Genomic DNA, 12,739 nt, shown 5'->3' with positions numbered 1-12,739 from the left:
ACCCTCTCACGGGGGTCAACGCCGACGGAGATGGCGTCAGTGACGCGCTCGGGCGGTCGGCACAGAGGGCCGCCCCCGCCGCGCGGCGCTGGGGAGTGCGCGGGATGAACGCTTACGCCGATCCTTGGTAAACAGCAGCACGGAATCGTCGCTGAGCGCCACCAGACGCGCCACACCCAGTTCGATACCGTTGACCAGCTGCTGCATTTCGGACGCGGCGTCATAGTCAGCGGTGATGCCGAACACCAGCTCATCGCCGTAGCTGAGGACCGCGATCCCGGTGCTCAGCTGCAGTGCGGTGGGCGGGATGGGCAGCACCTGGTCCATCTTCTGGCCCATCAGCCGTAACTGGTGGCGTGGCCTGGGTGCACTGGTCGCCAGGGTGACGATGCCTTGTTGCGGTAACCGAGCTAGCGCGTGAATCATCTTGGCGCACAACATGAGAGGCGTATAGTCCGACAGACTGTCGGGTTGACGACGGCCGCTCTGCTGTGACCGGTTGTGCACGGTGCGCAATCGCCGCACCGGGTCGTCGTACTCGACGGGGAGATAGGGCAGCATGGCCGAGCTGCCATCGGTTTTCTCCAGGGTACGCAGTGAGTCGGCGCGCGGTTGCTGGCCGCGGTGCAGCAGAACCGTTCGGAAGCCCTCGGTGATGGCCGCGAGCGCGACGTCGTTGGCGGTCACCCCGAACTTGTGGCACACGGCGTCGACGGCGTCGCGGGGAACGCGCACCGCTTGGTACCGCCGCCTGGTGGTGACCGGGCCGGCCGGTGACGTCACTGCCGGCCAGCTGACGGCGCGTGCCGCGGCCGTGCAGACGGCGCCAGCGATGCTGACGGACATTCGCCACAGCGTTTCGGCCCAGCTCCGCGCATCGCCATACGGCGGAATCTGTTTGATATCAACATTGTTAGCGAAGGCACTGCCGTCGGCATCGTCGCAGAGCCTGGCCAGCAGGTGGGCCGCCGACATGGCGCCGGCCATGCAATGGTGGATTTTTATCAAGATCGCCCAGCGGTTGCCGTTGAGGCCTTCGATGATCCAGCATTCCCACAGCGGGCGGTCCGGGTCGAGGGGACGCTCCAGTGCCAGCGCGATGGCCCGGAACAGCTCGGCTTCGTCGCCGGGCCGGGGAAGCGCCACCCGTCGCACGTGCTGGGTGAGGTCGAATCCCGGATAGTCGATCCACTCGGTCGCCAACACCTGGGTACATCGAGGTATCGACTTAATCCGTTCTGTGAGAACCGTTTTGAGCTGGTCGTAGCTGGGGGCGGCACCGTTGACGACGGCAACTGCGCCGATCGCCAGGCCCGGGTGCCGCTCCGGATCGCGGGACTTGAGAAAACCCGCATCCAGTGCCGTCAGTTGTGCCATGACAAGTCCCCACCGTCGTTTTGCGACCCCAGGTATAAGTGTCCGCCGGACCGCACCGGAAGCAGAAGGCCCAAACGGTTAAGAACATGTTTCGCAGGTGAAGATGTGCTGAACAACTGCGCTGTATCGAACAATTGTTCGATATACTGTGGAATGTGGGGTGGAGCAACGGGCCGCCGAGCTGGGCGGAAATGGAACGGGTGCTTAACGGCAAGCCGCGCCATGCCGGGGTGCCGGCGTTCGACGCGGATGGGGACGTCCCACGGTCCCGCAAGCGCGGGGCGTACCAGCCGCCGGGCCGGGAACGGGTCGGATCGTCCGTCGCGTATGCCGAGCTGCATGCGCATTCGGCGTACAGCTTCCTCGACGGGGCCAGCACGCCCGAGGAGTTGGTCGAGGAGGCCGCCCGGCTGGGCCTGTGTGCCCTGGCGCTGACCGACCACGACGGCCTGTACGGGGCGGTGCGGTTCGCCGAAGCGGCCGCGGAACTCGACGTGCGCACGGTCTTCGGCGCCGAGCTGTCACTGGGCGCCACGGCTCGCACCGAGCGGCCGGATCCGCCCGGCCCGCACCTGCTGGTGTTGGCCCGCGGCCCGGAAGGCTACCGGCGGTTGTCGCGGCAACTGGCGGCGGCGCATCTGGCCGGCGGCGAAAAGGGTAAGCCGCGCTACGACTTCGACGCGCTAACCGAGGCCGCCGGCGGGCACTGGCACATCCTGACTGGCTGCCGCAAAGGCCATGTGCGCCAAGCGCTTTCCCAGGGTGGCCCGGCCGCGGCGCAGCGGGCGCTGGCCGATCTGGTGGACCGGTTCACCCCCAGCCGGGTCAGCATCGAGCTGACCCATCATGGTCACCCGCTCGACGACGAACGCAACGCCGCGCTGGCCGGACTGGCGCCGCGCTTCGGTGTCGGCATCGTCGCCACCACCGGGGCGCACTTCGCGGATCCGTCACGTGGGCGGCTGGCGATGGCGATGGCGGCCATCCGGGCCCGGCGGTCGCTGGACTCCGCGGCCGGGTGGCTGGCTCCGCTGGGTGGGGCGCACCTGCGGTCCGGGGAGGAGATGGCCCGGTTGTTCGCGTGGTGCCCCGAGGCGGTGACCGCGGCCGCCGAGCTCGGCGAGCGGTGCGCCTTTGGCCTACAGCTCATCGCGCCGCGGCTGCCGCCGTTCGATGTTCCCGACGGGCACACCGAGGACAGCTGGCTGCGGTCGTTGGTCATGGCGGGCGCCCGCGAGCGTTACGGGCCGCCCAAGAGCGCGCCCCGGGCGTACTCCCAGATCGAGCATGAGCTGAAAGTCATTGCCCAACTGAGATTTCCGGGCTACTTCCTGGTGGTGCACGACATCACCCGGTTTTGCCGGGACAACGACATCCTGTGTCAGGGCAGGGGATCGGCGGCCAACTCCGCGGTCTGCTATGCCCTGGGCGTCACCGCCGTCGACCCGGTGGCCAACGAGCTGTTGTTCGAGCGCTTCTTATCGCCCGCCCGCGACGGGCCACCCGACATCGACATCGACATCGAGTCGGATCAGCGCGAAAAGGTCATCCAGTACGTCTACCACAAATACGGCCGCGACTACGCCGCCCAGGTCGCCAACGTCATCACCTACCGGGGGCGCAGCGCGGTGCGTGACATGGCCCGCGCCCTGGGCTTCTCGCCGGGCCAGCAGGACGCGTGGAGCAAGCAGGTCAGCCACTGGACCGGGCAGGCCGACGACGTTGACGGCATCCCCGAGCAGGTGATCGACCTGGCCACCCAGATCCGCAACCTGCCGCGGCACCTAGGCATCCACTCCGGCGGCATGGTCATCTGCGACCGCCCGATCGCCGACGTGTGCCCGGTGGAATGGGCGCGCATGGCCAACCGCAGCGTCCTGCAATGGGACAAAGACGACTGCGCGGCAATCGGCTTGGTGAAATTCGACCTACTCGGGCTGGGCATGCTCTCGGCGCTGCACTATGCGAAAGACCTGGTGGCCGAGCACAAGGGCATCGAGGTGGACCTGGCCCGCCTCGACCTCTCCGAGCCGGCGGTGTATGAGATGCTGGCCCGCGCCGATTCCGTCGGCGTGTTCCAGGTGGAGTCACGTGCGCAGATGGCCACCCTGCCGCGCCTTAAGCCGCGAGTGTTCTACGACCTGGTGGTGGAGGTGGCGCTGATCCGCCCCGGGCCCATCCAGGGCGGATCGGTGCACCCCTACATCCGGCGGCGCAACGGCGTCGACCCGGTCATCTACGAGCACCCGTCGATGGCGCCGGCATTGCGAAAGACGCTGGGAGTGCCGCTGTTTCAGGAGCAGCTGATGCAGTTGGCGGTCGACTGCGCCGGCTTTTCCGCCGCCGAGGCCGACCAGCTGCGCCGCGCCATGGGGTCCAAACGCTCCACCGAACGCATGCGCCGGCTGCGCGGCCGGTTCTACGACGGCATGCGCGCGCTGCACGGCGCCCCCGACGAGGTGATCGACCGGATCTACGAAAAGCTGGAGGCGTTTGCCAATTTCGGCTTCCCCGAGAGCCACGCACTGAGTTTCGCGTCGCTGGTGTTCTACTCGGCGTGGTTCAAGCTGCACCACCCGGCGGCGTTCTGTGCGGCGCTGCTGCGCGCCCAGCCGATGGGTTTCTATTCGCCGCAGTCGCTGGTGGCCGACGCCCGCCGGCACGGCGTGGCGGTGCACGGCCCGTGTGTCAATGCCAGCCTGGCGCACGCCACGTGTGAGAACGCCGGAACGGAGGTGCGTTTGGGCTTGGGCGCCGTCCGCTACCTCGGCGCCGAGCTGGCCGAGAAGCTGGTCGCGGAGCGAACAGCCAACGGCCCGTTCACCTCCCTGCCGGACTTGACGTCGCGGGTGCAGCTTTCCGTGCCGCAGGTCGAAGCGCTGGCGACGGCCGGGGCGCTGGGCTGCTTCGGCATGTCTCGGCGGGAGGCGCTGTGGGCGGCCGGGGCCGCGGCCACGGGCCGGCCGGACCGGTTACCCGGGGTGGGCTCGTCGTCGCACATCCCGGCGCTGCCGGGGATGAGCGAGCTGGAGCTGGCCGCCGCCGACGTGTGGGCCACCGGCGTCTCCCCGGACAGCTATCCGACCCAGTTCCTGCGGGCGGACCTGGACGCGATGGGGGTGCTGCCCGCCGAGAGGCTGGGATCGGTGTCCGACGGCGACCGCGTGCTGATCGCCGGCGCGGTGACTCATCGGCAGCGACCCGCCACGGCCCAGGGGGTGACGTTCATCAACCTCGAAGACGAGACCGGGATGGTCAACGTGCTCTGCACGCCCGGGGTGTGGGCGCGACACCGCAAGCTCGCGCACACGGCGCCGGCGCTGCTGATCCGCGGCCAGGTCCAAAACGCCAGCGGCGCAATCACCGTCGTCGCCGAACGGATGGGCCGCCTCACCCTGGCGGTCGGCGCGCGCTCGCGCGACTTCCGGTGAACCTCTGCGCCGACAGTGAAACGGGCGACGCGACACGCCGCAAACGCGTCGTGGATTTCACTCTGGCGGCGAGCGGGGGCCAGCCCGCTCAGCCCGTGGGCGTCGTCCACACCCGGGTCGGGGTGATCTTCAGCCGGGTGCTGTAGGCGGCGATCGCCTCGGTCAGCCCGAACTTCGCGGCATCCTCGCGGTACTTGGCCCAATACGGCGCGTCGTCGCGGCAGTCGACATCGGTGGCCACCACCGCCGCCGTCCCGCCCACCACGATGATCCCGGCGCCGTTGCCGTCGGAGTCCAGGTTCAGGCTGACCTGCGGATGGGCGGTGATGTGGGCGACCTTGGCCGCCTGAGGCATGGAGTACACCGTCAGGTCGGTCCCGTCGAAGTAGAACCACACCAGCCGCGGAACCGGCTGCCCCGATCGGGCGACGGTGGTCAACCACCCGTAAAGGTCGGACGTGAGCCTGGCAGAAACCTCTTGTGTCAGTTCGACGCTCATGGCCCAACGGTAGCCTGCCCACATGACCCTCAACCTGTCCGTCGACGAGGTCCTGACCACTACCCGCTCGGTGCGCAAGCGTCTCGATTTCGACAAGCCGGTGCCACGCGACGTGCTGATGGAATGCCTCGAGCTGGCGCTGCAGGCGCCCACCGGTTCCAATTCCCAAGGCTGGCAGTGGGTGTTCGTCGAGGACGCCGCCAAGAAAAAGGCGATCGCCGACGTCTACCTGGCCAACGCCCGGGGCTACCTCAGCGGGCCGGCGCCCGAGTACCCCGACGGCGACACCCGCGGCGAGCGGATGGGGCGGGTCCGCGATTCGGCGACCTATCTCGCCGAACACATGCACCGGGCGCCGGTGCTGCTGATCCCCTGCCTGAAAGGCCGGGAAGACGAGTCGGCGGTGGGTGGCGTGTCGTTTTGGGCCTCACTGTTCCCGGCGGTGTGGAGCTTCTGCCTGGCGCTGCGCTCCCGCGGGCTGGGTTCGTGCTGGACGACGCTGCACCTGCTCGACAACGGCGAGCACAAGGTGGCCGACGTGCTCGGCATTCCCTACGACGAATACAGCCAAGGCGGGCTGCTTCCGATCGCCTACACACAAGGCATCGACTTCCGGCCGGCCAAGCGGCTGCCGGCCGAGAGCGTGACGCACTGGAACGGCTGGTAATTAGCCGGGGTTGCCGTCGGTGCCGCGACTGCCGTTAAACGCGTCCCCGCCGAGGCCGTCGCTGCCTGGCCCGCCGTTTGTGCTGTCAGCGTTACCGGTGCCGGTGCCGCCTGCGTTGCCGCTGCCGGGGGTGCCATGGGTGCCCCCGGCACCGCCGGTACCGCCGCCACCGCCATTGCCGGAGTTGGCGTGCTGGCCGGCCAGTAACCCGCCACGTCCACCGGTGCCGGCATGCCCCCCGTCACCGCCGTCGCCGCCCGTTCCGCCGTGACCAGCGTCGCCACCAGCGCCGCCGTTACCCCCGTGGGCGTCGAAGGGGATGCTCGACGTGCTCGTGGCGTTTCCGCCGCCGGCGCCGTCACCGCCGATGCCGCCATTGCCGCCGACACCGCCTGAGCCGCCGGTGCCGCCGTTGCCGCCGTTGCCGCCGTTGCCCATCAACCAACCGCTCGCGCCGCCCGCGCCGCCGGATCCGCCGTCGCCGCCACGCCCGCCGGTGCCTCCGGTGCCCCCGTTGCCGCCGTCGCCGCCGTCGCCGCCGACCGGCTGGGTGCCTAGGGCGCTGTTACCGCCCTGGTTGGCGGGGACGCCGCCGGCACCACCGGTACCGCCGATGGCGCCGTTGCCGCCGGCGGCACCGTTGCCACCGTTGCCACCGTTGCCGACCAGCCACCCGCCGCGACCACCGGCACCGCCGGCGCCGCCCGCACCGCCGGCGTGCCCGTTCGTGCCCGTACCGCCGGCACCGCCGTTGCCGCCGTCACCGCCGACGGAACTACCGGCGGACGCGGCCTGCCCGCCGGCGCCGCCCGCACCGCCATTGGCACCGCCGTCACCGCCGGCGGCGCCGTTCCCGCCGGCGCCTGCGTTGGCGATCGAGGTGTTTGCGGGGTTGCCATTGGCGTCTCCGCCCGCGCCACCGTTGCCGCCGTTGACGCCAGCACCCCCGGGCGTGCCGTCACCGCCTTGGGTGCCGATCAGGACGCTGGTTTGCGGCTCGATATTGCTGTCGCCGGCGGCGCCATTTAGCGCGGGGTTTGTGACGGGGGCCGGATTCACGCCGTCGTTGCCGGTCAGACCGTTGCCGCCTTGGCCGCCGCTGCCGCCACTGCCCCACAATCCGGCGGCGCCGCCAGCGCCCCCATTGCCGCCGGCACCGCCCGCGACGATCGCATTCCCGCCGATGCCGCCGTTTCCGCCGTTGCCGTACAACCAGCCGCCGCTGCCGCCGGCGCCACCGGCCGCGCCGGCACCGCCCGACCCGCCAGTACCGCCGTTGCCGATCAATCCGGCGTTGCCGCCGTTGCCGCCGGCCATTCCGGGCGTGGCGGCGCTGTTGTAGCCGGCGCCCCCGTTGCCGAACAGCAGACCGCCATCTTGCCCGTCGGGGCTGCTGGCGGTGCCGACAGCCCCGTCGCCAATTAACGGGCGCCCCAACAGCGCCTGAGTGGGCGCGTTAATTGCGTTCAGCAGATTCTGCTGGACGTTGGCGGCCTCGGTGAGGGCGTACGATCCGCCGGCACCGGTCAAGGCCTGGACAAACTGATCGTGTAACGCCGTCGCCTGGGCCGCGACCTGTTGGTAGCTCACAGCGTGCCCGGAAAACAGCGACGCCAGGGCGGCCGAGACCTCGTCGGCACCGGCTGCCAGTAGCCCCGTTGTGCCGGCGGCTGCCGCTGCATTCGCGGCACTTAGCGCAGAACCGATGTTCGCCACATCCGACGCGGCCGCCGCCAATGCCTCCGGGACTGCTACGACAAACGACATCACAACCCACCCCCAGGCTGCCAGCACGCAACCTGCGAGATCACAACACCCGGATGCTAGCGCAATATGGGCCAACGGGCGTGGGGTTTGCGGCAGATTCATTGACCGCAACGCCTTCGCTGCGCGCCGCCGCTGACAGCTGCGCCTGCGCTGCCGTTGTTGCCGGTGAAGGTGTCACCGCTGACGGTGGTGGTAGCTGGACGCGCAAGCTCACCGGCATCGATTTTCCCGGGATGTCGTGGTCCGATGTGATCGCCCGGGTTGCGTTCGGTGTGCTGTCACCGGTTGGGTGCTCCTGTCCGGCGCCCGACGCCGATGAGCTTCGTTGTGCGCATACCGGCTGGTTCGGTGTCACCTTGGTCGCGACTAGACCGCCCCGGCAAAGCCGTGCTGACGCCAGGCCTCGTAGACCGCGACGGCTGCGGCGTTGGACAGGTTCAACGAGCGCCGGCCCGCCAGCATCGGAATGCGCACCTGCCCGGTGATGTGCGTATCAGCCAGGGTGGCCTCGTCCAGGCCGGTGGGTTCGGGCCCGAACATCAACACGTCACCGGCCCGGTAGCCGACGTTGGTGAACAACGTCGTCGCCTGCGCCGTGAAGGCGAACACCCGCGCTGGCGACAGCGCCTCCCAGGCGTGCGCGAGCGAGGCATGAACGGTGACCGAGGCCAGGTCGTGGTAGTCCAGCCCGGCCCGTCGCAGCTTGGGTTCGGACAGGTCGAAGCCGAGCGGCTCGACCAGATGCAGTTCACAGCCGGTTGCGGCGCACGTCCGGATGGCGTTGCCGGTGTTGGGGGCGATACGCGGAGATACGAACAGCAGCCGGAACATCCGCCGATCATGGCAAAGCGCCCGGTGCCCGTTTGCCGGCCTGTCCGGTGACATGCTCGGTGACAGCGGTGGAGACCTCGGCCGTGGGCTGTCATACTCGTCGGATTGCCAGTTGTTTACGTCCGCGCCCGGCCGGCTGGGGCGGACGGCATCAAGGCATGAGCAGGAAGTCTATGAGTCTCTCCGTTTTTCGAGCGCTGCATAAGGGTGCGGCCGGTGGCACGGCCGCGGCCACGTGACCATGTTCGCCCGCCCGACCATCCCGGTCGCGGCGGCCGCTTCTGATATTTCCGCCCCGGCTCAACCGGCCCGCGGCAAACCTCAGCAACGCCCGCCGTCCTGGTCGCCGCGCAACTGGCCGGTCCGATGGAAAGTGTTCACGATCGCGCTTCTGCCGCTGGTAGTGGCGATGGTGTTAGCAGGATTGCGGGTCGAGGCTGCGATGGCCAGCACCAGCGGCCTGCGGCTGGTCGCCGCGCGCGCCGAAATGATACCCGCGATCACGAAATACATGTCGGCGCTGGACGTCGCCGTGCTGGCCAGCTCGACCGGACACGATGTGGAGGGGGCGCAGAAAAACTTCACCGCCCGCAAGTACGAGCTGCAGACGCGACTGGCCGACACCGACGTCATCGCAGACGTGCGGTCGGGAGTGAACACGCTGCTCAACGGCGGTCAGGCGCTGCTGGATAAGGTGCTGGCCGACAGCATCGGCTTGCGGGATCGGGTCACCGCCTACGCGCCGCTGCTGTTGACGGCCCAGAACGTGATTGACGCGTCGGTGCGGGTTGACAGCGAGCAAATCCGAACCCAGGTGCAGGGTTTGAGCCGAGCCGTTGGCGCCCGCGGGCAGATGACGATGCAGGAGATCCTGGTGACTCGCGGCGCCGACCTTGCCGAGCCGCAACTGCGCAGCGCGATGGTTACCCTGGCCGGCACCGAACCCTCGACGCTGTTCGGGATGAGCGCGGCGCTCGGTGCAGGCTCGCCGGACACCAAGAACCTGCAGCAGCAAATGGTGACCAGGATGGCGATCATGTCCGATCCGGCCGTTGCACTGGTCAACAACCCAGAGCTGCTGCACTCGATACAGATCACCCGCGACATTGCCGAGCAGGTGATCACCGACACCACCGAGGCGGTGACGAAGTCGGTGCAAAGCCAGGCCACCGACCGGCGGGATGCCGCGATTCGCGACGCCGTGCTGGTGTTGGCCGCCATCGCGACCGCGATCGTCGTCGTGTTGGTGGTGGCGCGCACGCTGGTCGGGCCGATGCGGGTACTGCGTGATGGGGCGCTCAAGGTTGCTCATACCGATCTCGACGGCGAGATCGCGGCGGTCCGCGCCGGCGACGAGCCGATCCCCGAGCCACTGGCGGTGTACACCACCGAGGAAATCGGTCAGGTCGCGCATGCGGTCGACGAGCTGCACACCCGGGCCCTGTTGCTGGCCGGCGAGGAAACGCGGTTGCGACTGCTGGTCAACGAGATGTTTGAGACCATGTCGCGGCGTAGCCGTTCCCTGGTCGACCAGCAGCTGTCGGTCATCGACCAACTGGAGCGCAACGAGGAGGATCCCGCCCGACTCGACAGCCTTTTCCGGCTCGATCACCTGGCCGCCCGGCTGCGCCGCAACAGCGCCAACCTGCTGGTGCTGGCCGGTGCGCAGATTACCCGTGACCACCGCGAGCCGGTGCCGCTGTCAACCGTGATCAGCGCCGCCGTGTCAGAGGTCGAGGACTATCGCCGCGTCGACATCGCGAGGGTACCCGACTGTGCGGTAGTCGGCGCAGCGGCTGGTGGCGTCATTCATCTGCTTGCCGAGCTGATCGACAACGCGTTGCGCTACTCGTCACCGACCACACCCGTTCGGGTTGCCGCCGCAATCGGCAGCGAAGGCAGTGTTCTGCTGCGAATCTCGGATTCCGGCCTGGGCATGACCGATGCCGATCGGCGGATGGCCAATATGCGGCTGCGGGCCGGCGGTGAGGTCACCCCGGATAGTGCCCGGCACATGGGTCTGTTCGTAGTCGGCCGGCTGGCCGGTCGGCACGGCATCCGAGTCGGGCTGCGCGGTCCGGTGACCGGTGAACAGGGCACCGGCACCACCGCCGAGGTCTACCTGCCGCTAGCCGTGCTCGAGGGGACGGCCCCAGCGCAGCCGCCAAAGCCGCGGGTATTTGCGATCAAGCCGCCGTGTCCTGAACCCGCGGCGGCCGATCCGACGGACGTTCCCGCCGCCATCGGGCCGCTACCACCGGTCACGTTGCTCCCGCGCCGTACCCCGGGGTCCAGTGGCATCGCCGACGTCCCGGCCCAGCCGATGCAGCAGCGGCGGCGCGAGCTGAAAACACCCTGGTGGGAGGATAGGTTTCAACAGGAGCCCAAACAACCGCCCGCACCAGAACCGCGACCGGCGCCGCCGCCCGCCAAACCCGCGCCACCGGCGGGCCCGGTTGATGACGACGTCATCTACCGGCGGATGCTCTCCGAGATGGTGGGTGACCCGCACGAGCTGGCCCACAGCCCCGATCTGGACTGGAAGTCGGTGTGGGACCACGGCTGGTCGGCGGCCGCCGAGGCCGCGGACAAGCCCGTGCAGTCCCGCACGGACTACGGCCTGCCGGTGCGCGAACCCGGGGCCCGGTTAGTGCCGGGGGCGGCGGTGCCTGAGGGACCCGATCGGGAGCATCCGGGTGCAGCGCTAGCATCCAACGGCGGACTTCATCCCGGCCGAGCGCCGCGGCACGCGGCTGCGGTACGCGACCCCGACGCGGTTCGTGCCTCCATCAGCAGCCATTTCGGCGGCGTGCGCACCGGGCGGTCGCATGCCCGCGAGAGCAGTCAGGGACCCAATCAGCAATGAAAGCCCGCTTGCCGGACAGCCCGCTTGACTGGCTGGTGTCGAAGTTCGCCCGCGAGGTTCCCGGGGTGGCCCATGCATTGCTGGTGTCGGTCGACGGGCTTCCCGTGGCGGCCAGCGAACATCTACCACGCGAACGCGCCGATCAGTTGGCCGCGGTGACGTCCGGGCTGGCCAGCCTGGCCGGCGGCGCCGCGCAACTGTTCGACGGCGGGCAGGTGCTGCAGTCGGTGGTTGAGATGCAGAACGGCTACCTGCTGTTGATGCAGGTGGGAGACGGGTCGGCGCTGGCGGCGCTGGCCGCGACCGGATGCGATATCGGCCAGATCGGTTATGAGATGGCCATCCTTGTCGAGCGGGTGGGCGGCGTTGTTCAATCCTGCCGGCGATAGACCGAAGGCGGGCCTGGTCCGCCCCTACACGCTGACCGCCGGACGTACCGGTACCGACGTCGACCTTCCGCTTCAGGCGCCGGTGCAGACCCTGCCGGCGGGACCGGCTGGCCGCTGGCCGGCCTACGACATGCGACGCAGGATCTTGCAATTGTGCATTGGCAGTCCGTCGGTCGCGGAAATCTCGGCTCGGCTGGATTTGCCGGTGGGTGTGGCGCGTGTGCTGGTCGGTGATCTGGTCACGTCCGGTTACCTTCGGGTGCACGCGACCTTGACCGACCGATCGACCCGCGACGAACGCCACGAACTCATAGGAAGGACCCTGCGTGGCCTTAAAGCACTCTGAGGCATCCGGCACCGCGTCGACGAAGATCGTCATCGCGGGCGGATTCGGGTCCGGCAAGACCACATTCGTCGGCGCTGTTTCGGAGATCATGCCGTTGCGCACCGAAGCGATGGTCACCGATGCCTCCGCCGGCGTCGACATGCTGGAGGCCACTCCCGACAAGCGGAGCACCACGGTGGCGATGGACTTCGGCCGCATCACCTTGGGCGAGGATCTGGTGCTTTATCTATTCGGTACCCCGGGCCAGCGCCGGTTCTGGTTCATGTGGGACGACCTGGTGCGTGGTGCCATCGGGGCGATCGTCTTGGTCGACTGCCGGCGTCTGCAGGACAGCTTTGCGGCGGTCGACTTCTTCGAACACCGCAACCTGCCGTTCTTGATCGCCATCAACGAGTTCGACAGCGCGCCAAGGTATCCGGTTAGCGCGGTGCGCGACGCGTTGACGCTGCCCGCACACATTCCGGTGATCAATGTTGACGCCCGCAATCGCAGGTCGGCGACCGATGCACTGATCGCGGTGAGCGAATACGCGCTGGCCACCCTGTCTCCTGCGGGCGGTTGAAAAG

10 protein-coding genes are annotated in these 12,739 nt (G+C 68.9%); 6 read left to right on the top strand and 4 right to left on the bottom strand.

The features are described 5' to 3' along the window. Positions 1–36: 36 nt before the first annotated feature. Positions 37–1,377 carry a diacyglycerol O-acyltransferase gene (locus Rv3371; protein NP_217888.1) on the bottom strand — a complete coding sequence of 447 codons (1,341 nt, stop codon included), beginning with the start codon at positions 1,375–1,377 and terminating at the stop codon, positions 37–39. 191 nt (positions 1,378–1,568) lie between these two features. Here Rv3371 and dnaE2 point away from each other — a divergent pair, with 191 nt between their 5' ends. Further along, a complete protein-coding gene (gene dnaE2 / locus Rv3370c; RefSeq protein NP_217887.3) occupies positions 1,569–4,808 on the top strand; it encodes an error-prone DNA polymerase in 3,240 nt (1,079 codons plus the stop codon). An 88-nt stretch (positions 4,809–4,896) separates the two neighbouring features. On the opposite strand, the gene Rv3369 is transcribed toward dnaE2, so the two are convergent. Further along, a complete protein-coding gene (locus Rv3369; protein ID NP_217886.1) occupies positions 4,897–5,331 on the bottom strand; it encodes a hypothetical protein in 435 nt (144 codons plus the stop codon). Here Rv3369 and Rv3368c point away from each other — a divergent pair. Further along, on the top strand, positions 5,330–5,974 hold the full coding sequence (locus Rv3368c) for an oxidoreductase (protein ID NP_217885.1): 645 nt from the start codon (positions 5,330–5,332) through the stop codon (positions 5,972–5,974). The two genes, Rv3369 and Rv3368c, sit on opposite strands and share 2 nt — an antisense overlap. On the opposite strand, the gene PE_PGRS51 is transcribed toward Rv3368c, so the two are convergent. Then, positions 5,975–7,741 (bottom strand): PE-PGRS family protein PE_PGRS51, encoded by a 1,767-nt coding sequence (gene PE_PGRS51, locus Rv3367; protein YP_177965.1) that lies wholly within the window; start codon positions 7,739–7,741, stop codon positions 5,975–5,977. Positions 7,742–8,107: 366 nt separating this feature from the next. Next, positions 8,108–8,572, bottom strand: coding sequence for a tRNA/rRNA methylase SpoU (spoU, locus tag Rv3366; RefSeq protein ID NP_217883.1), 465 nt, complete (start codon positions 8,570–8,572; stop codon positions 8,108–8,110). A gap of 235 nt (positions 8,573–8,807) precedes the next feature. On the opposite strand from spoU, the gene Rv3365c reads away from it, so the two are divergent. The 4 genes from Rv3365c to Rv3362c are packed head-to-tail and all read left to right on the top strand — an operon-like array spanning position 8,808 to position 12,735. Next, positions 8,808–11,438 (top strand): hypothetical protein, encoded by a 2,631-nt coding sequence (locus tag Rv3365c; protein ID NP_217882.1) that lies wholly within the window; start codon positions 8,808–8,810, stop codon positions 11,436–11,438. Then, positions 11,435–11,827, top strand: a complete 393-nt coding sequence (locus tag Rv3364c; RefSeq protein ID NP_217881.1) for a hypothetical protein — start codon at positions 11,435–11,437, stop codon at positions 11,825–11,827. Before Rv3365c ends, Rv3364c begins: the two co-directional genes overlap by 4 nt. Further along, on the top strand, positions 11,805–12,173 hold the full coding sequence (locus Rv3363c; RefSeq protein ID NP_217880.1) for a hypothetical protein: 369 nt from the start codon (positions 11,805–11,807) through the stop codon (positions 12,171–12,173). Before Rv3364c ends, Rv3363c begins: the two co-directional genes overlap by 23 nt. After that, complete coding sequence (locus tag Rv3362c) at positions 12,154–12,735, top strand: ATP/GTP-binding protein (RefSeq protein ID NP_217879.1); 582 nt, start codon at positions 12,154–12,156, stop codon at positions 12,733–12,735. Before Rv3363c ends, Rv3362c begins: the two co-directional genes overlap by 20 nt. The last annotated feature ends 4 nt before the right edge of the window (positions 12,736–12,739 follow it).

It is taken from the genome of Mycobacterium tuberculosis H37Rv, from assembly GCF_000195955.2.
GTDB lineage: Bacteria > Actinomycetota > Actinomycetes > Mycobacteriales > Mycobacteriaceae > Mycobacterium > Mycobacterium tuberculosis.
This window is presented reverse-complemented; position numbering and strand designations above follow the sequence as displayed.

Coding starts and splice junctions, on each gene's coding strand:
- Rv3371 (NP_217888.1), bottom strand. CDS start 1,377: ATGGCACAACTGACGGCACTGGATGCGGGTTTTCTCAAGTCCCGCGAT.
- dnaE2 (NP_217887.3), top strand. CDS start 1,569: ATGGAACGGGTGCTTAACGGCAAGCCGCGCCATGCCGGGGTGCCGGCG.
- Rv3368c (NP_217885.1), top strand. CDS start 5,330: ATGACCCTCAACCTGTCCGTCGACGAGGTCCTGACCACTACCCGCTCG.
- Rv3369 (NP_217886.1), bottom strand. CDS start 5,331: ATGTGGGCAGGCTACCGTTGGGCCATGAGCGTCGAACTGACACAAGAG.
- PE_PGRS51 (YP_177965.1), bottom strand. CDS start 7,741: ATGTCGTTTGTCGTAGCAGTCCCGGAGGCATTGGCGGCGGCCGCGTCG.
- spoU (NP_217883.1), bottom strand. CDS start 8,572: ATGTTCCGGCTGCTGTTCGTATCTCCGCGTATCGCCCCCAACACCGGC.
- Rv3364c (NP_217881.1), top strand. CDS start 11,435: ATGAAAGCCCGCTTGCCGGACAGCCCGCTTGACTGGCTGGTGTCGAAG.